The organism is Psychrobacter sp. CX16 (assembly GCF_057396245.1).
In genome coordinates this window covers 68553-87885 of record NZ_JBXYJF010000008.1, presented here as the reverse complement: position 1 = coordinate 87885, position 19333 = coordinate 68553, and the positions used below count along the sequence as shown (strand labels likewise).

The window sequence follows — 19333 nt, the reverse complement described above, 5'->3', positions numbered from 1 at the left end:
TAAGTAGCTGTTCTCAATTAAACCTCTCTATTTATATATGGTAGCACGCAAATATGACGACTATATATCAACCGCCTGTATATTGAGTCATAAACACACTTTATTAAGGGATACTGGCGCTATTCATGCGTCTCATAATAATGCGCTGTTTATTGCGTAGGCGCTTAGCACCCATATTATCCTGATAATACTTAGGATTGGTCAGCATGCTAATCAATAGTGCAGACTCATCGCGGTTAAGATTGCTCGCTGACTTATTAAAATAATGCTGCGCCGCCGCTTCAATCCCGTAAATACCGTCACCGAACTCTGCCACATTCAAATAAGCCGTCAAAATGCGCTTTTTATCCCACAATGCTTCAATCATCACCGTGATACTGGCTTCAATGCCTTTGCGCACATAAGAGCGATGTGAGGTTAAAAATAGGTTTTTCGCCAACTGTTGAGTAATGGTTGACCCGCCAGCAGACACACTACCGCTGCTTTCATTTTTCTTCATCGCCGCTTCAATACCTTCCATATCAAAGCCTTCATGTGTCAGAAACTTGGCATCTTCACTGGCAATCGCCGCCTGCTTGGCACTTTTTGCAATATTGTCATAATCAACCCATGTCTGAGAGACACTACCACCGCCCATGCGGTGTGCCACCATAAACATACTGTTATTAATAGGCTGCGTTTTCCATACCATAAGCAAGCTGGCTACCAAAAGATAGAAAGCTACTACGAGCAGAATGAGTGCCCCTAATAAACGTTTTATAAACTTAGATACTGCCGTCATAATATTTTGACTCAGCTAACAATGAAATTTAAACAATGATAAACCAACCTAGGTTTTACGACTAGCTAATTATCACCCCTTTTGTAGAATCACGTTAAAATAGCTGCTCTACACCCTTACCCTCTACACTATTAATCTAGACACCTAAAAGGATGGCAACATATGTCTCATATCCAACAAGCCCGACAACAAATCAAACAACAAGCCGATGTAGGACAATATACCCATGAGAATAATCTAGATGAGACGGCTTGGTGGTTATTAGGAACATCGGGATGTCATCTTTGTGAGCAAGCGGAACATACGCTTAGGCTATTTTCTAGTGTTAATCCAGTTACTATACAAAAGGTAGATATCGCTGATTTCGATGAGCAACTGATGGATCAGTTCGCCACATTAATACCCGTTATCTTAACCCCAACGACGCAAATTAATTATCCGTTCTCTGTCATGGACTTAACGGCTCATCTCTCATAAAAACTTAACAAAGAAACAAACAAGTGTTTACTTGAAAAATATTTGGCAATACAATAGCACCATTAAAGTTTTTCATCATTATTTTGTATGTTTAAAAATGCCTTTTGCTCTTCTATAGGCATTCTCAAATCATTAGCCAATTGAACAATTGGTATTTTCAACTTGTACATGCATAACAAGGAAGTTACATGTTTACTTTTTTAGCACTTGCTCCCATTGTAACCGTATTCCTATTATTGGTCGTACTGCGGTTACCTGCCAAATATGCTATGGCAGCTTCTTATTTAGTTACCGCTTTATTAGCGCTATTTGTTTGGGATGCGGGTTTATCCCAAGTTGCTGCAGCGACCACTAACGGGGTTATTGTTGCCCTAACTATTGCATTCATCGTCTTCTCTGCTATTTTGTTGCTAAATACGCTCAAAGAAAGTGGTGCGATGATTGCTATCCGCCGCGGCTTTATGGATATCACGCCTGATCGCCGAGTGCAGGCCATTATTGTCGCTTGGTTATTTTGTTCATTGGTCGAAGGCTCGTCAGGTTATGGAACGCCATCAGCAGTGGGCGCACCATTATTATTGGCCTTAGGTTTCCCTGCTATGGCGGCGGTCATGGTGGTCTTGATTATTCAATCAACCCCTGTTTCTTTTGGCGCTGTTGGCACACCCTTGTTACTCGGCGTATGGTCAGGGATTGATAACAAGCAAGATTTAGCAGACGCTATCGAACCTGCTACGGTAGCAGATTATTTATTACAGATTACCGCAAATGTTGGTCTATTTCATTCGCTTATCGGTGTCCTTATTCCACTAATTCTTAGTGCCTTCTTAACCCGCTTCTTCGGTGAGAAAAAATCATTTGTGGAAGGTCTAAAAGTGTGGCCTTTTGCTTTATTTTCTGGCATTTGCTTTACCCTACCCTACTTTTTGGTTGCCAAATATTTAGGCCCAGAGTTCCCCTCATTGGTTGGCGGTTTTGTTGGTTTGTTAATTGTTATTCCTGCGGCCAAACATGGTTTTTTAATGCCAAAAGAGATTTTTGACTTTGGCCCTAGAGAACATTGGGATAAAGAATGGTTAGGAACCTTGGCACAAGAGGATTTTGATGACAGCGTGGAACCAAAGTTCTCAATTCTACGAGCCTTCTCGCCTTATGCCATCGTGATTGGTTTATTGATTATTACACGTGTTATCGCTCCGCTCAAAAACTTCTTGGTTGGGGACTCAGCAACCATCGTTTTTAATAACTTATATGGCAGCGAAATCTCAAGCAAAATTCAGCTACTATATTCTCCTGGCACTATTTTAATTATTACCTCTTTACTGTGCATGTGGATTTATAATATGAATACGAGCGCAGTAAAACGCAGTTGGGCAAACTCAGCCAAAACTATGGTTTCTGCAGCTCCTGCGTTATTATTATCTGTGCCTATGGTACAGGTGTTTATCAACTCAGGCTCAAGTACTGACGTTGCGACCAACTTGCCTGCCATGCCTATCTTATTAGCAGAAAGTGCCAGTGCCACATTTTCACAAACTTGGCCTTTAGTATCACCTTGGATTGGCGCAATGGGAGCCTTTATTGCTGGCTCTAACACCATTAGTAATATGATGTTTTCATACTTTCAGTGGTCAACAGCCACTCAGATTGGTCTAGATACCAACCTTGCTGCGCAAGTGGTGGCTCTACAAGCGATTGGCGGTGCTGCAGGTAATATGATTTCTGTTCATAATGTGGTGGCTGCTTGTGCAGTCGTCGGCTTAGTGAACAAAGAAGGCTATGTTATCCGTAAGACCTTAGTCGCCATGACTTATTATGTGGTGCAGGCAGGATTCTTGGGTATGGCAGTCATTTTTGGCGGTTTAATCTGGTGGTTATTGGCTCTGGCTTGGCCTATCTTATTCTTAACCCTTATGTCTATTACCAGCAAACCGGCTGCAGTGGCTCACTCAACTATAAAATAACTAGGTAAACTCAAAACGAGTTTCGAATCTCTTAATAGCATCAGTCGATGCCAAAGCTAAGCGAGTTCATTATCATGAAAGACTTAACCAAGATGACTGAAATTGAAGACCTTCGCCGCGTAGCCGAGCGCAAGGTACCACGTATGTTTTATGACTACGTTGATTCAGGTTCATGGACACAAACGACGTACCGTAATAACGAAACGGATTTTGATCGTATTAAGCTGCGTCAGCGGGTTTTGGTTGATATGGACAATCGCAGCCTTGCCACTACTATGATTGGTGAAGATGTCAGTATGCCTGTCGCCATTGCCCCAACCGGCTTTACCGGTATGATGTGGGCCAATGGTGAGATACATGCCGCGCGCGCAGCTGAGAAATTTGGTATTCCTTTTTCACTGTCTACCATGAGTATTTGTTCTATCGAACAAGTCGCAGAAGCAACGACGCGTCCTTTTTGGTTTCAGCTGTATGTAATGCGTGATCAAGACTTTATGGCTAATCTTATCCGCCGTGCTAAAGAAGCCAACTGCTCTGCGCTGATATTAACCGCAGATCTGCAAGTCTTAGGTCAGCGTCATAAAGATATTAAAAATGGTTTGTCTGCACCGCCGAAACCAACATTAAGCAATATCTTAAATTTAATGACCAAGCCTGAATGGTGCTATAACATGCTTGGCGCTAAAAGCCGTACCTTCGGTAATATCGTAGGTCATGCAAAAGGCGTTGGCGATTTATCTTCCTTATCATCATGGACAGCTGAGCAGTTTGACCCAGGCTTAAGTTGGGAAGATGTGGCACGCATTAAGGATATGTGGGGCGGTAAATTAATCATCAAAGGCATTATGGAGCCTGAAGACGCTATTTTAGCCGCACGCAGCGGTGCCGATGCGATGGTTATCTCCAACCATGGCGGCCGCCAGTTAGATGGAGCACCCTCTTCTATTGCTTGCTTAACTGAAATCGTACAAGCGGTTCAGGCTGAAAATAGTAATATCGAAATCTGGCTAGATAGTGGTATCCGCTCAGGACAAGATGTATTAAAAGCTATTTCATTGGGTGCAAAAGGTACCATGGTCGGCCGCGCTTTCTTATACGGCCTCGGCGCTTACGGTGAAGATGGTGTACGCCGCGCATTAGAGATACTTTATAAAGAATGCGATATTACAATGGCATTTTGTGGTCAGACCAACATTAATAATGTCACAGACGATATCTTAGTCAAAGGCACTTACGAGTATCTTAAAACCTCTATTCCACAAATAGCACCTATTCGCTGGGGCTAATCCCGATATTCTCTCAAAGAGGAACGACGCAGTCTTATGCAGTTAGCTATGCTAAAATAGCGAAACTTTATAAGCCGCTAATTCCTCTTATGACCGTAAAACAATTCTTTAACCGCGCCCCGATGACCACCCTGTTGCTACTGAGCTTTATTGCTCTGTTTGTTATTCAAGTAGCCACTGGTATGGATGCCAATGAGCCAAGTCTTGAGGCGCTATTGACTTGGGGTGCCAACGCGCTCCCCTATACGCTCGGTTATGAGCCTTGGCGCCTGATTACCAGTGCCTTTTTACATATTGGTTTAATGCATTTACTATTTAATGCGTTTGCGATGTATTATTTTGGCCAAGCGGCAGAGGTCAGCTTCGGTTCGGTTAAATTCTTACTGCTATTTTTGCTCTCTGCCGTAGGAGGCAATCTACTTAACAGCTATGTCACTTGGTGGCAAATCATGCATAATAACGGAGTGCCCGGCATATCCGCCGGAGCCTCTGGCGGTATTATGGGCCTAGGCATGGCACTGCTTATGGTTGAGCTATTTAAAGGCAAGCTACTTAACTTCCCTGCAAAAGGTAATAATGCTCAGCTGAAAAATTTAGCCATCATTATGGGTATTAACCTTATGTATGGCTTTGCGGTTCCTGGAATTGATAATGCCGGTCACATTGGCGGCGCTATCACAGGAGGACTATTGGCTATAAGTATTATGCTCGGCTATCGCGGTGTTGTGCGCCATAATAAGAGTGCTCAAACTGCACCGAATACCAATCATTCCAATAATAGTAATCCTATTTATAAGCTACTCCCTTGGTTGGGATTTTTGATTATTAGCGCTATTTTTTATAAGTTATGGCTAGACTTACATCTACTGTTAGGCTTATAGTTCATTTAACTGTAAAATAGCGGTTAACGAACGTTACCCGTTTATTTATTCAAATTTTATTTACCTTCTATCAATCAACTGATAAAGAGTTTTTTATGATCACCACTTATACAAAACTTGCGCTACTTTTGGCAAGCTTAGGCTTAATCGGTCTAGCCTCTACTGCAGCACAAGCTCAAGCTCCTGTTACTTCTCCAGCTAGTGAGGAGTCTGGCCTTCGAGTTGGCGTAAACGTTATTGCTGAAAGCAGCGCCTATGATAGAGACAATGAAGTTAGCATATTACCAAGCCTGTTTTATGACAACGGTCAGATTTACGCCCGTGGTAGCCAGTTCGGTGGTTATCTGGTAAATGATGGCACCAATGAGGTTGCCGGTTTTATTCAGCCTGGCGGCAGTAAGTTTGACCCTGATGATGCTGACGGTGCATTAAAAGAGTTAGATGAGAGAAAATGGTCGGGTATGGTTGGCGCAAGCTACCTACGCCGCACGCCTATTGGCGGTTTCCGTGGTCAAATTGCGACCGATGTAACTGGCCGCAGTGAAGGCACTGTTGCTCGTTTAACTTATCTAGCCAAACTAACGCCAGGCAAATGGACCATCTATCCAAGCGCCGGTCTTGAATGGGTAAGCGAAGATTACAACGAATACTATTATGGCGTAACTCAAAAAGAGTCTAACAAATCAGGTATCCGCCGTTATTCTCTAGACTCAAGCGTTAGCCCATATGTGAGCGTAAATGCCACTTATGAAATAAATAATGACTGGGATTTATTCTTAGGTCAGAACATCACTTATCTAAATGATGAGCAGTATGACAGCCCTATGGTTGATGACCGTGTCGACTACCGCACCACTTTAGGGGTATTATACAAATTCTAAGTATATGCCTTAGAATCTGTTATTTCTAATCGAGCGTGGCTATTCTTATCTATAATCATAGCCACACCGTTAAGATAACACCTGTTTTCAAGTTTAATTACGCTCATATAAAGAGGACGATACGTGCAACATACTCAGCAACCTATTGATGATACGGCAGATGAGTCTTTCACAGATTTTGATGACAATCTAAAGTTTGGTTTCTCTGGAATTTGGTCGTATATTACAGACAAAGTAAGAGCTGTGTATGGTAAAGCAGCAGATTCTGTAGACGATGAATTCTCTTTACCGGTAAGCCAAGATCAAGTCAACGGCGCACTAAAGAAGTTTGTTACAGACAACGTCAAACAAATTCTTGAGTTAAGAGTGGAGCTGCATGACGATTGGTTTAGACTGTTTTGTACCGTCGAGGTCAAAGGCATCTATGCCGAGGTCGCCAGTAACTTTAGATTGGTGCATGTCCAATTAGACCGTGACGTTCAGCGTTTCGTTTTTGGACAAATGACCAATACCGATGTGCTTAACCTTCGTTGTGAGTCTTTTCTCAAACGTAGCGGTATTAAATTTGTTATTTGGTTTTATCACAGTGTGCTACACAAAGACCCATTAGGCTTCATTCTTAGCAAAATTAATATCGCCCGTCCAAAAGATAATATAATTTACTTGGATATTAACCGCTGGCTTAAAAAGAATAAGAAGATTATCAACACCTTACATAAGGTACAGATAAACTATGGTTTGGTAGAAGAAGAGCAGCTTATCTTAAAGACCAAGGTAAATGTGCGTGACCTACTCTCTAATGAGAGTAATAATGATATCATCACTCCAGATGATGAGCCAGAATTACTAAAAGGCCCAACTAACCCTATTAGTGATGCCATTAGCCCTAGCCAAGAATAATTAGCCTATTCATTATCTAAAGCTTACTAGCATAAGCAAAGCCCCTAAATTAATTTAGGGGCTTTTTCTATCTTCACTGGACTAATTGTCTTTATCTAATTAATCCACGGAAAACCACCACAAAAAACAAGCCCTTCTTACCAGTAGTTTTCTACCGCAATATTACCCACACCGCGGCGGTTCATTACCAGACCCATCTCTTTTAGGGTCTCTTTGGTATCGTCCACCATTTGCGGGTTACCACATAGCATCACATGTGAGTGCTCATTAGACAGATTCTCACCAGCAACTGCTTCGAGCTTACCGGTTATCAGTAGCTCAGGCAAGCGTTTATTCAATGCACCGTCAACCTTTTCACGTGTCACAATTGGCACAAAGGTAAGTTTGGCCGGTGACGTAACTAGCCCACCGAAGTCTTTTTCAAATGACTTAATCAAATCAACATAGGCCAACTCTGCTTGATTGCGCGCACTATAAGCCAGAATAATATGCTCGTAATCTTCCCATGTCTTTATGTCTTGAAGCATGGATAAAAACGGCGCAAGCCCAGTTCCAGTCGCCAATAACCATAAGTCTTTTGGTAACGGCTCTTGGTAACGGGCAAGGGTTAAGAAACCAAACGGCGTGGTGTTTAGCAGCAGCTCATCACCCACTTCTAGATGCTGTAGCTGAGAAGTAAATGCACCATCTTCAATAACGATTGAGAAGAACTCTATAGTCTCATCATATGGCGATGACACAATCGAGTATGCACGGTAGATGTCTTCATCAGGCGCAGACTCTGCATTATCAGCCGTGTTATTTTTGTGATAATTTAGCCGACTTGGATTGACACCTAAGCGTACCCATTGACCTGCCGTAAACTTAAAACTCTCTGGCCGTGTCACCATAAAACTAAACAAAGTGGGTGTCCAAGTTGTCTTACTCAATACTTTAACGGTCTGAATATTATCACTCATAATAGTCACTTCTTATTAAAGGTTCTGCTGCCTATAGGATTAAACAAAAAAAATGCTTGCAGAGTAAATGTACTCCACAAGCATAACATATTGTACTGTTTATCTCATCCAAGCTACCAGATAACTGCGTTGCTCGCCCAAAGGATAAAGTCATTAGGGAGAACACCGAAGTAGATTACCGCTAATGTTGCAATAAGCACCATCAGACCACCTACTTGAATGCCCCAATGCCATAGCGCATCGAATTCGATGGTTTTATTGGGACGCTTAAACAAGGTCAGCATCACTCTTAGATAGTAGAATAGACCAATAGCACTACCTAAAATAATCATCGCCGCTAGGAACCATTGCATACCTTGTACCGCAGCTACTACCGCGAAGAACTTAGTAATAAAGCCTGCAGTTAAAGGCACACCCGCCATCGACAGTAGCATGACAGTCATGACACCGGTTAAGACTGGACGGCGCCAGAATAGACCACGGTAGTGCTCAAGCTCTGAGGCTTCACCAGAATCTTTGTAAGTGCTCGACATCAGAGTAATTACACCGAACAGACCCAGTGAAGTTAGCGCATAAATCGCCATATACATATTACTAATTGAGTAAGCCGTCGGACCTACGCTAGCGATGACCACCAACACATAACCCATATGTGAGATTGATGAATAACCCAGTAAACGCTTTAAATTGGTCTGACGTAGAGCCAATAAGTTACCCGCTAAGATAGATAATGTTGCGATAACCATCAATACAGTAGTCACTGCAGGCAATGCTAGTAAAGCCGTTTCAATTAAGAAACGCAGTGCCAATGCCATCATCGCTACTTTACTGACCGACGCTAAGAAAGTTGCCACTGGTGCCGGTGCACCGTGATAGACATCCGGCGTCCACATATGAAAGGGTGCTGCAGATAATTTAAACGCGATACCAAATACCATCATCGCCGCACCCAAAATCATAAGTGGTGATTCAAAGACATACTGTAACGCAACAGCGTTTTCTTTAAAGTCTAGTGTGCCCGTTGAGGCATAAATAAATGCCATACCCATTAATAAGGTCGCAGACGCTGTTGCTGATAGCACTAAGTATTTAAGACCAGACTCAAGCGAGCGATTGCGCATAAAGGCATAAGCCAACATGCCATATAAAGGCACAGACAGTAGCTCTAAACTCATAAAGAATGAGGCAAAGTTATGCGCACTTACCATCAGCAATCCGCCAATGGTTGATAGCAACATCAATAAATACAGCTCTTCTTTATGGTCATTGAAGGTTCTAAAGTATGGATAAGCCAACGTACAGCATGCCAATGACGATATAAATATAATCACCATATTAAACTGTGCAAATGGATCCACCGTAAACATCGGGGTAGCCATCTCAATGCTTGATATCGGGAACCAGCCAACCATCTGACCGAACAGCATTATTAGACCAGCGTTCAAGCCTAGCACGGTTAATGTACCGGTCACAAAGTGTGAGCGTTTAACCGCTATCGCTAACATAACGATAAGTAGAGTCGCTGCCACAATTAGAACAGGAGCAAATGGGGTTAAGATAGGCCAAGTGTTATTAACAAGCGTATTCATTAGCGTACCTCCCCTGCGCCGATAACAGATTGCGCGGATTCAAGCGTGTCAAAATTGACAACCTCATGGTACGTGTACGCATTATTAATCCACTGCATAGCATGACTTGATGTATCTAATACGGTTTGTGGGAATAAACCTAACCACACAAGGCCTACAGCTAACAATAATAGTAGCGCAAGCTCACGACGGTTGAGATCGTATAATTTAACTGGCTTATGAGTAACTTCTTCACCCTCATAGCTGGTATTGACCCTATGAGTACTATCAGTCGTTTCTACGTGATTGGCATTGTTAGCAAAAGCAGTTTGAGTAACGGCTGCATTATCTACTACCGCAGGTGGACGTGAGCCTACTGTCTCTAACGCTACTTTTGGTATTGTTCTTTCACCAAATAAAGCACGATAAACAAGGATAAGCGAGTATAGCCCTGCCCAAACCAGGCTAAATGTTGCTAGTACCACAAATACTGGATACTCTTCAAATGAGCCAATTAGGATTAAGAATTCACCAATAAAGTTACCCGTTCCTGGTATGCCTAATAGTGCGGCACAGAAGAACATAAGTAGTGGCGAGTAATAACGGAACTGACCCCACATACCGCCCATCAATGGCAATTCACGAGTATGCATACGCTCGTATAATTGACCTGCCATGATAAATAATGCTGCAGAGGCTAAGCCATGCGCCAACATTTGCACCATAAGACCTTGCAAGCTGATAAGTGTTCCAGCATAAATTGCCAGTACCACAAAGCCCATGTGCGAGACACTGGTATAAGCCAGTAAACGTTTGATATCGGTTTGCATAAACGCTAACCACGCACCATAGAAGATACCAATGGCACCTAAGGTCATCGCAATCGGAGCAAACTGATGTGACGCTTCTGGGAATAATGGAATAACAAAACGAATCAGACCATAAGCTGCGGTCTTAATTAAGATACCTGCCAAGTCGACAGAACCTGCGGTTGGTGCTTGAGCATGCGCATCTGGTAACCAACCATGAAATGGCATAATAGGTAATTTAACGGCGAAACCGATAAAGAAGCACAGCATGATTGGATACTCCCAACCGCCAAGCTGTGTACCCAGTAAATCATTATAGTTAAAGCTTAGAGTACCAGAGTTCACGTAGCTGATAATAACCAACAGCAAAATACCGACAAGCATAATCAAACCAGATGCTTGGGTATAAATAAAGAACTTAGTCGCTGCATATTCCTTAGTCTTACCATTGGTCGCATTGTGACCCCATATGGCAATTAGAAAATAGATAGGAACCAGCATCATTTCCCAAAAGAAGAAGAATAAGAATAGATCGATGGCTAAGAAAACACCAATAACGCCGCCTAAGCTCCATAATAGGTTTAGATGGAAGAAACCAACACGGCGCTGAATCTCACCCCATGAACAGCCGACGGCCATAATACCTAAGAAAGCGGTAAGCGATACCATCAGTAACGACATGCCATCAAGTGCTAAATGGAAGCTGATACCAAAAGAGTCAATCCAAGGCACTTGGAATTCAGCGAACCAAGGCAACTGTGCTGTCGGTGCTAAGACTTGCTGACTCATTCCTGTAAATGCCCCTTCGCTCCATAGCGCCAAGGTCATCACAAAGGTAATAATCATGCCGATTAAAGCAATCCAGCGTGGCAGACGATTATTTATCTTTTCTACGAGCCAACACAATGTACCCGCAATAAACGGGGTTGCTATCAGTGCTGGCAACATCCAAGCTAATTGAAATTCTGTCATCTTAAATCACCGTCATCATGACTAGTATCAATAACACTGCCATCCCCAGTCCAAAGCTCGCGGCATATCCTCTAAGTGACCCTGTTTGAGTCATTGACATCATTTTGTTACCTGCTGAAGCAATCGCAGGTAGAATGTTCCAAGTTTTATCAACAGGATCCGCTTTTAGTAATTTACCAATTAATAAAAATGGTTTTACAAACACAAGATCGTATAAGGCATCGAAACCAAGGCCGTTGTAACACCAATGATAAATCGCGCCACCTAAACTTGATGCTTTAAATTTAGCCAATAGCTTGCCACTATTTAATACATACAATAAATAAGCAAAAATCAAACCAGCAGCCATCGCAGCCATCGCAATATATTCTGCTGTGTGCTTAGCATGTGCCTCGCCATTCATCTCTAATAAATGACCCACACTCTCTGGCAATACGCCTTGTAGTGGTGGCGTAATCAAGGCCCCAACAGCCGTAGATAACACAAGTAATACAACAAGAGGAATCTGATACGATAAGCCTGACAGCTTGTGTGCATGCGTTTTTTCTTCACCAAAGAAGGTGAACCAAATCATACGGAAGGTATAAAGTGAGGTTAGAAACGCACCAAACACCCCCATATAAAACAATACTTGATGCCCTGTTGCATAGCTTTCCCAAAGAATAGCTTCTTTCGAATAGAAACCAACCGTTACCCAAGGTATCGCTGCTAGCGCACCGCCACCGATGATGAAACACCAAAATACCAATGGAATCTTTTTACGTAGACCACCCATTTTAAAGATGTTTTGTTCATGGTGAACCGCAATAATAACCGCACCCGATGACAAGAATAATAGCGCTTTAAAGAACGCGTGTGTCATAAGATGGAATACAGCACCTTGCCATGCACCAACGCCCAATGCTAAGAACATATAGCCGATTTGGCTCATGGTTGAATAAGCAAGGATACGTTTGATATCAGTTTGCGCTAGTGCACAGAAGCCGGCAACAACCAATGTAATCGCACCAACCGCACCAACCCAGTACAGTAAAATACCAGGTGTTAACATGAATAATGGATGCAAACGAGCGATTAAATAAACCCCCGCTGTTACCATGGTCGCAGCGTGAATCAGTGCAGAAACAGGCGTCGGACCGGCCATCGCATCAGCAAGCCACGTATGCAGCGGGATCTGTGCAGACTTACCCATGGCACCGCCAACCAACATCATGGCCGCTAGTACTAATGTTGGGTTATTCACCTCAAACATTTGCGGCGCGCGTATGATGATGTCTTGAATATTTAAGGTGCCAAATTCACGGAATAATAAGAATAGACCGAATGCTAAGAACACATCACCAATACGTGTCACAGTAAAGGCTTTCATCGCCGCACGGCCATTGGCTCGGTCTTCAAAGTAATAACCAATCAATAAGTAGGAACAGATGCCAACGCCTTCCCAACCTAAATAAAGCAGTAGAAGGTTGTCAGCTAATACTAATAGCAACATGCTGGCGACGAATAGGTTCATATAACTAAAGAAGCGTGCAAACCCAGGGTCACCTTTCATATACCAAGAAGCAAATAGGTGAATCAAAAAGCCAACGCCAGTGATTACGCCTAACATGGTTAAACCTAAGCCATCAAAGCTTAAGCCAAACGCAGGTGCGAAATCACCCACCTGTAACCATGTCCATAACGGCACATTAATAACTGTGCTCGGATCGTATTGACCCATATAGCTCAATGCGGCAATTAACGCACATAAAGCTGATAAGCCCATGCTACCTACGCCAAGCCATCTTGCTGATTGCTCGGTCAAATGGTCACGCATAAATGCCAAGATTAGAAAGCTAATCGCGGGGAAGATAAAGGTTAATGGTAAAAAGCTCATGATATTAACCTCTCATCTCGTTGGCCGAATCAACATCTAAATGACCGCGGCGATGATAGAATTGTAATAAGATAGCAAGACCCAGTGAGGCTTCAGCAGCAGCTAGCGTCAGAATAAAAATAAACATAATCTGACCGTCTGCGCTCATCCAGTGACTGCCTGCAACAATAAAGGCGAGACCCGCGGCACTCATCATAATCTCGAGACTCATTAACATAAATAAAAAGTTACGACGTACCATCACACCACATAAGCCGATAGCAAAAATAATACCTGCTAGGATCAGACCATGCTCCATGGGTATCGTACCCAGTACTGAGTCATTGACATCAACAATAGTATGAGGATCTTGTATCACTTCCACCGTGGTATCGGTACCGAAGCTTGCGACAACATCGTCGGGCAATGCGGTGCCGTCATTCACTGCCGCGACTGATTCAGAGGTTACCATTGGCATTAACTGTCCTCCTTGCGATACAGGGTCTTTCTTGATCCATGCGCATGGGTATCTTTAAAACGTTTTGCATCAAGAGATGTGTAGTTATAAGCAGCTGCTTCATCGGCATCAAGCTGACCGACTCTACTGCTATGACTGACATTCTCATCATCCAAGGCTTTTTTACCTAAGTGATAAGCAGCTACTAAAGCAGCTAGTAAGAGCATCGCCGCCACTTCGACCAATAATAGATATTCACTAAACAGTGCAATACCTACATGTTTGGCAGAAATCGTTTCACCGCCAATCATGGCTGTTTGAGATACATCATGTGCATCAAGTCCAGCTGGGCTCATGCTAATCATTGCGCCCAACACGATAGCAATGATAAGAGTAAGTCCTGTCGGCACTGCCCAAACATCGGAGGCGAGCCATTTGCTCTCGCGCTCATCATTTCTGATACCCAAATTAAGCATCATAATAACGAAGACGAATAACACCAAAATAGCGCCGGCATAAACAATGACTTGCAGTGCACCGGCAAAAGGTGCGCCAATAATAAAGAAAATACCCGCTAGCGAAAGTAAGGAGACAATCATTGAAAGAATGGCATGAACAGGATTTGCAAGCATAATGACTCGAAGGCTCGCAATAATCGCCACCAAACCTAATGTATAGAATCCTACCAATGCGGTATTATCAAACCAGTGTAGCCAACTCATGGCAATAGACTCCTTAAATCGACAGGCTCTGCTTCATTTTGAGCAGCCCCTTTTGGTTTGTCTTTAATCGCCATACCGCTAACACGGTAATAGTTATAATCCGGATATTTACCAGGACCTGAGATAAGTAGATGTTCTTTTTCGTACACTAAGTTTTGACGAACATACTCACCTAGCTCAAAGTCTGGTGTTAACTGAATCGCCGTGGTTGGGCACGCCTCTTCACACATGCCGCAGAAGATACAGCGCGAGAAGTTAATACGGAAAAACTCAGGATACCAGCGCCCATCTTCACGCTCTGCTTTTTGTAATGAAATACAAGCAACAGGACATGCCACGGCACATAAGTTACAAGCCACGCAGCGCTCATCGCCATCAGGGTCACGGGTCAATACAATCCGTCCTCGAAAACGTGGCGGCACAGGTACAGGCTCTTCAGGATACAAAATTGTATCGCGAGGTCTAAACGCATGACTGTTAACCATCCACATGGAGCGCACAATGGTAAACATGCCCACGACTGTATTTTTCAACGTTTTAAACATGTTAACTTCTCTAATTGCTTATCAGTGAGCCATCAAACCAAAACGTAACAAGCACTACAGACTGCTTAATACTTACTAGGTTTTGACTGATAACTCTAAACTAATAAATAGAAGATTTAAAAAACTAATTAAACTCTTGTTTTATCGTTTTATCTGTCTTACTGCAAAGCTTGCAATGATATTAAACACCAAAGAATTAGCTACTAGAAATTAATATCAGTGCGGCAGTGATTAATAGGTTAATCAAGGTCACAGGCAGACAGACTTTCCAGCCAAAGTTCATTACTTGATCATATCTTGGACGCATCAATGAACCGCGTGCTAGAACGAACATGGTCATAAAGAATAAGGTCTTAATCATGAACCAAAAAGCAGGTGGCAAAATTGTGAAGCCTAGGTTCATTGGCGCATCCCAGCCACCAAAGAACAAACAGGTCATTAGTGCTGAAATAAGCACCACGTTCACATACTCACCAATAAAGAACATACCAAACTTCATGCCTGAATATTCAACATGATAACCTTCGGCAAGCTCTTGCTCCGCCTCTGGTTGGTCAAATGGATGTCTGTGAGTAACTGCGACACCGGCGACTACGAAGGTTAAGAAACCTAAAAACTGCGGGAAAATATTCCAGTGCCAAAAGCCACCCGTTTGTGCAACTACGATTTCACGTAAGTTAAACGAACCGGTCATGGCGACAACACCCATCAGTGATAAGCCCAAAAAGACCTCATAACTAATGGTTTGCGCAGCAGAACGTAGACCACCTAGCAAAGAATATTTGTTTTCTGATGCCCAACCACCAAACATAACGGCATAAACTGCCATACCAGCCATAGCAAAGAAGAACAAGATACCAATGTTCCAGTCAGCAACACCCAGTGTTGGGGAAATAGGAATAATAGCAAATGAGACCAAAGCGGTGAACATAGCGATAGCTGGCGCTAAGATAAACATAAATTTATCAGCGAACTTTGGCGTCCAATCTTCTTTGAAGAAGATTTTTAGCATATCAGCAACCAGCTGTAATGAGCCCCAAGGACCAACACGGTTTGGACCATAACGATCCTGCCAAAGTGCCAGCATACGGCGCTCATAAATAATCATAAGGGCAGCAACTATTACCACTGCCAAAAAAATAATCAGCGCTTGAGCGACTAAAAAAAGTACTGTCCAAGCTTCCATTGACATCGGTAAAAAACTTGGCACATCAGGGATGATACGAGTAATTTGCATATTAACCTCCCTGGCCCTCTAACTGTGGTTGATTATTAAAAGATGCGGTGTCTGTTTGTGGTGGATCAATCTTCACCACAGACGCTGGCAGATGACCATGCAAAATAGGCGCCTGCCCTACTGGGTAACCAATACAGCCTTCTGCAAGATACGGCAATATTTTCACAGGTAGTTCAACACGGTGACCATCGACGGTCACAGCCAACCAGTCATTATTGCTGACTTGCCAATGCTCAGCATCATCAGCACCGATATAGAAAGCTGGTGCCTGCATTTGTGCTGCAACCACAGGGCTACGATGTGCCATTGGTGAGCTGCCATATAAATTATGCACTGGTACCAATTTGGCCTGACCTTGGAAAATACTGGTCTTCACTGGGGCCACTGCTTCTGGACGAATATAGTCACGTTTAGGTAATCTATCCTCATCCGCCATTAAATCAAACAAACGCACACCAGGATCACCTTGCTTGAGGCTACCACCTACTTTGTCTTGATATTTATTCCATGCTTGTGGTGAGTTCCAACCTGGTGCTTGCGCGAATGGAATCATTGAGCTTGGCGTTTGCTCACCGGCATAACCTTCCATCGAGAAGGTTAACGCAGTATCTAAATCTTTTGGCTGCATAGGCTCATGCACAGAGCGATTGGCGCGCATAGCAGTACGACCAGAATAACGTCTTGGCTCACGTGCAATCTTCAGGCCCGAAATACGGTATTCTGCACTTGGTGCTGCGCCCTTGATACCCTCTAAGTTTGGATGCGTTTTAACCATTTCATTCACGACATGGTCAAGCTGTGTCCAATCCAATGGCAGCTCATTTAGGCTAGTTTCAACAGCATGTAGCCAGCGCCAACCCTCTTTGATACTGCATTTAGGATCATAGTAGCTTGGGTCGTAAACTTGGAAAAACCGCTGCGCACGCCCTTCAGCAGATACCAAGGTACCATCCGCTTCAGCAAAACTTGCAGCCGGTAATACCAAATCAACAAACTTATGCCAATGTAGCATCTGATGATCTAGCGCAATAACGGTCTTATCGCTTAATAGCTGTGCCAAATTATCAATATCAATCGCATCGGTTAATTGATTTTCAGCAACGATAATAGCGTCAAAGTCAGTCGCCAATAGCGACTCAACAGGCTTACCACCTAGCAAGCAAACACCAATACTATTGGCATCGCGCACAATTAAATAAAGACCCGCTTGATTAGAATAGTTCGGGTTAGGCTCTTTTAGCTCTAAGTTTTCTTTTTGCTCAGGATTACGCTCGACATCTTCTTTAGGCGTATCTTTCACAGTTTTTGCATCAAGCTCTTTATCTTCTTTGGGCTGATTTTCGGCATCTTGAGCACGTACTTTGGCGTTATGAATCTCAATTTGCTCATGCTCATATTTTTTCAGAGCATCACGCTTGGCAGTCAATACTTGAGCCACTTGTGCTGCTGCTTCAATAATAGCCACATGATACAGGCCTGTGCCAGAGATAACTAAAGGCTTATCAGCGCTTACTAAATCAAACGCAATCTGCTTCGCTAATGACTTTATAGAGTCTGCATCTGCATCAGATTCATTCTGATTAGCAAAATTTGCTTTAATATCGTCTAAGTTATCTGCTAATGCTTCAATCTCTTCAGCGACGGTAAATCCAAGTGCAGCAATATCTTCCGGCGTCGCCACACAGCTGACTTTACTGATATCATCAAGCTTAGTCTGCACGGTGTCCGCAATATAAACAGGACTTAACTCTTTTTGACCAATACGCTGAACGGGCTCTGCTAACCACTCTTGTGTTTTGAGCGCTGCAGCCATTTTAACTTTCTTATTCTTTGCTGCTTGACGTACTGCTAAGGCTACACGTGCGCTAGTCTGAGTGATGTCTTCACCTAAAATAAAGACCGCATCGTGTGCTTCAATCTCAGTAATGCTTGGGTTATGAATACCTTTAGTACTTAAAACCTCAATACATTTCTCGACTAAGGTTTGCTGATGATTATTAAACCCTGTTGAGAAGTTATCAAAACCAACCAGTTTTTTAAGCGCAAAGTTGGTCTCTAAGCTGGCACGTGGTGAGCCAATACCGATGACCTTTTTACCTTTTAAACGCTTAACCGTTTCGTCTAAGGCATAATCAACGTTAATCTTAACGTGTTTATCGTTAATACGCTCAATCGCTTGTAATGGACGGTCGTCACGGTTGACATAGCCATAGCTAAAGCGGCCTAAATCACATAAGAAGTAGCGGTTTACTTCACCGTTATAGCGGTTTTCAATACGGCGTAATTCACCATAACGCTCACCAGCTGAAATATTACAGCCTGCTGAACAGCCATGACAAATACTTGGACCATATTGCATGTCCCATTTACGGTTATAACGATCCGAATGAGTCTTATCAGTGAAAACACCGGTTGGGCAAACTTCGGTTAAGTTACCAGAAAATTCACTTTCAAATTGCCCATCTTTATCACGGCCAAAGTACACACGGTTATTTGAGGCATAAACGCCTAAATCCTCACCGCCTGCATAGTCTTTATAATAACGGACACAGCGATAACACGCGATGCAGCGGTTCATCTCGTGTGCAATAAAAGGACCTAATTCTTGGTTGTGGTGGGTACGCTTAGTAAAGCGATAACGACGCTTGTTATGACCTGACATGTAGGTCATATCTTGCAAATGACAATGTCCGCCCTCTTCACACGTAGGACAATCGTGAGGGTGGTTTGTCATTAAGAATTCGACAATAGACTTACGGAAGGCAACCGCTTCGCTGTCATCAACTGAGATATACATATCATCAGTTGGTGCCACCATACACGACATTACCAATCGGCCTTTGCCTGCTTCTGCATCTTCTGCATTGTTAAACTGCTTTACCGCGCACTGACGGCATGAGCCGACTGAACCAAGTGCGGGGTGATAGCAGAAATAAGGCACATCGATACCCAGTGACAGACACGCTTCTAAAAGGTTATCTGCCCCGTTTACCTCGACCTGCTTACCGTCAATATGTATGACCGCCATGCCTGTTTCTA

Annotated in this window: 16 protein-coding genes; 6 read left to right on the top strand and 10 right to left on the bottom strand. The window is 43.1% G+C overall.

Features of this window, described 5'->3' with window-relative positions:
• Positions 1-103: 103 nt before the first annotated feature.
• A complete protein-coding gene (gene mtgA, locus AC2SLM_RS04710; protein ID WP_486552336.1) occupies positions 104-781 on the bottom strand; it encodes a monofunctional biosynthetic peptidoglycan transglycosylase in 678 nt (225 codons plus the stop codon).
• Positions 782-943: 162 nt separating this feature from the next.
• Between mtgA and AC2SLM_RS04705 the strand changes: the two genes are divergently transcribed.
• The 6 genes from AC2SLM_RS04705 to AC2SLM_RS04680 all read left to right on the top strand — a co-directional run bounded on the left by AC2SLM_RS04705 (position 944) and on the right by AC2SLM_RS04680 (position 7170).
• Positions 944-1258 (top strand): glutaredoxin family protein, encoded by a 315-nt coding sequence (locus AC2SLM_RS04705; RefSeq protein ID WP_486552334.1) that lies wholly within the window; start codon positions 944-946, stop codon positions 1256-1258.
• 188 nt (positions 1259-1446) lie between these two features.
• On the top strand, positions 1447-3222 hold the full coding sequence (locus AC2SLM_RS04700; RefSeq protein ID WP_486552333.1) for an L-lactate permease: 1776 nt from the start codon (positions 1447-1449) through the stop codon (positions 3220-3222).
• 74 nt (positions 3223-3296) lie between these two features.
• A complete protein-coding gene (locus tag AC2SLM_RS04695; protein ID WP_486552356.1) occupies positions 3297-4508 on the top strand; it encodes an alpha-hydroxy acid oxidase in 1212 nt (403 codons plus the stop codon).
• Between the two features lie 89 nt (positions 4509-4597).
• Complete coding sequence (locus AC2SLM_RS04690) at positions 4598-5389, top strand: rhomboid family intramembrane serine protease (RefSeq protein ID WP_486552331.1); 792 nt, start codon at positions 4598-4600, stop codon at positions 5387-5389.
• Between the two features lie 95 nt (positions 5390-5484).
• Positions 5485-6270 carry a MipA/OmpV family protein gene (locus AC2SLM_RS04685; protein ID WP_486552330.1) on the top strand — a complete coding sequence of 262 codons (786 nt, stop codon included), beginning with the start codon at positions 5485-5487 and terminating at the stop codon, positions 6268-6270.
• A gap of 123 nt (positions 6271-6393) precedes the next feature.
• Positions 6394-7170 (top strand): hypothetical protein, encoded by a 777-nt coding sequence (locus AC2SLM_RS04680; protein ID WP_486552328.1) that lies wholly within the window; start codon positions 6394-6396, stop codon positions 7168-7170.
• A gap of 137 nt (positions 7171-7307) precedes the next feature.
• Here AC2SLM_RS04680 and AC2SLM_RS04675 read toward each other — a convergent pair whose 3' ends face one another.
• The 9 genes from AC2SLM_RS04675 to nuoG form a co-directional block, all read right to left on the bottom strand.
• Positions 7308-8132, bottom strand: coding sequence for a ferredoxin--NADP reductase (locus AC2SLM_RS04675; RefSeq protein WP_486552355.1), 825 nt, complete (start codon positions 8130-8132; stop codon positions 7308-7310).
• Between the two features lie 110 nt (positions 8133-8242).
• Positions 8243-9718 (bottom strand): NADH-quinone oxidoreductase subunit N, encoded by a 1476-nt coding sequence (locus tag AC2SLM_RS04670; RefSeq protein WP_486552327.1) that lies wholly within the window; start codon positions 9716-9718, stop codon positions 8243-8245.
• A complete protein-coding gene (gene nuoM / locus AC2SLM_RS04665) occupies positions 9718-11478 on the bottom strand; it encodes an NADH-quinone oxidoreductase subunit M (protein ID WP_486552325.1) in 1761 nt (586 codons plus the stop codon). The genes AC2SLM_RS04670 and nuoM overlap by 1 nt, the downstream gene beginning before the upstream one ends.
• A 1-nt stretch (position 11479) precedes the next feature.
• Positions 11480-13354 carry an NADH-quinone oxidoreductase subunit L gene (gene nuoL, locus AC2SLM_RS04660; RefSeq protein WP_486552323.1) on the bottom strand — a complete coding sequence of 625 codons (1875 nt, stop codon included), beginning with the start codon at positions 13352-13354 and terminating at the stop codon, positions 11480-11482.
• Positions 13355-13358: 4 nt separating this feature from the next.
• A complete protein-coding gene (nuoK, locus tag AC2SLM_RS04655) occupies positions 13359-13667 on the bottom strand; it encodes an NADH-quinone oxidoreductase subunit NuoK (protein WP_486540645.1) in 309 nt (102 codons plus the stop codon).
• Positions 13668-13810: 143 nt separating this feature from the next.
• Positions 13811-14512 carry an NADH-quinone oxidoreductase subunit J gene (nuoJ, locus tag AC2SLM_RS04650; protein WP_486552322.1) on the bottom strand — a complete coding sequence of 234 codons (702 nt, stop codon included), beginning with the start codon at positions 14510-14512 and terminating at the stop codon, positions 13811-13813.
• On the bottom strand, positions 14509-15057 hold the full coding sequence (gene nuoI / locus AC2SLM_RS04645) for an NADH-quinone oxidoreductase subunit NuoI (RefSeq protein WP_486552320.1): 549 nt from the start codon (positions 15055-15057) through the stop codon (positions 14509-14511). The genes nuoJ and nuoI overlap by 4 nt, the downstream gene beginning before the upstream one ends.
• Before the next feature lie 196 nt (positions 15058-15253).
• Entirely contained in the window at positions 15254-16249 is a 996-nt protein-coding gene (gene nuoH / locus AC2SLM_RS04640; RefSeq protein WP_486552354.1) for an NADH-quinone oxidoreductase subunit NuoH, read from the bottom strand.
• Between the two features lie 46 nt (positions 16250-16295).
• A complete protein-coding gene (nuoG, locus tag AC2SLM_RS04635; protein ID WP_486552319.1) occupies positions 16296-19322 on the bottom strand; it encodes an NADH-quinone oxidoreductase subunit NuoG in 3027 nt (1008 codons plus the stop codon).
• Positions 19323-19333: the final 11 nt, after the last annotated feature.

What these genes read in the sequence shown, in the direction of transcription:
- nuoL (WP_486552323.1), bottom strand. Translation starts at nt 13,354, where the DNA reads ATGAGCTTTTTACCATTAACCTTTATCTTCCCCGCGATTAGCTTTCTA.
- nuoG (WP_486552319.1), bottom strand. Translation starts at nt 19,322, where the DNA reads ATGGCGGTCATACATATTGACGGTAAGCAGGTCGAGGTAAACGGGGCA.
- nuoH (WP_486552354.1), bottom strand. Translation starts at nt 16,249, where the DNA reads ATGTCAATGGAAGCTTGGACAGTACTTTTTTTAGTCGCTCAAGCGCTG.
- nuoM (WP_486552325.1), bottom strand. Translation starts at nt 11,478, where the DNA reads ATGACAGAATTTCAATTAGCTTGGATGTTGCCAGCACTGATAGCAACC.
- nuoI (WP_486552320.1), bottom strand. Translation starts at nt 15,057, where the DNA reads ATGTTTAAAACGTTGAAAAATACAGTCGTGGGCATGTTTACCATTGTG.
- AC2SLM_RS04685 (WP_486552330.1), top strand. Translation starts at nt 5,485, where the DNA reads ATGATCACCACTTATACAAAACTTGCGCTACTTTTGGCAAGCTTAGGC.
- AC2SLM_RS04670 (WP_486552327.1), bottom strand. Translation starts at nt 9,718, where the DNA reads ATGAATACGCTTGTTAATAACACTTGGCCTATCTTAACCCCATTTGCT.
- AC2SLM_RS04700 (WP_486552333.1), top strand. Translation starts at nt 1,447, where the DNA reads ATGTTTACTTTTTTAGCACTTGCTCCCATTGTAACCGTATTCCTATTA.
- nuoJ (WP_486552322.1), bottom strand. Translation starts at nt 14,512, where the DNA reads ATGAGTTGGCTACACTGGTTTGATAATACCGCATTGGTAGGATTCTAT.
- AC2SLM_RS04705 (WP_486552334.1), top strand. Translation starts at nt 944, where the DNA reads ATGTCTCATATCCAACAAGCCCGACAACAAATCAAACAACAAGCCGAT.
- mtgA (WP_486552336.1), bottom strand. Translation starts at nt 781, where the DNA reads ATGACGGCAGTATCTAAGTTTATAAAACGTTTATTAGGGGCACTCATT.
- AC2SLM_RS04695 (WP_486552356.1), top strand. Translation starts at nt 3,297, where the DNA reads ATGAAAGACTTAACCAAGATGACTGAAATTGAAGACCTTCGCCGCGTA.
- AC2SLM_RS04690 (WP_486552331.1), top strand. Translation starts at nt 4,598, where the DNA reads ATGACCGTAAAACAATTCTTTAACCGCGCCCCGATGACCACCCTGTTG.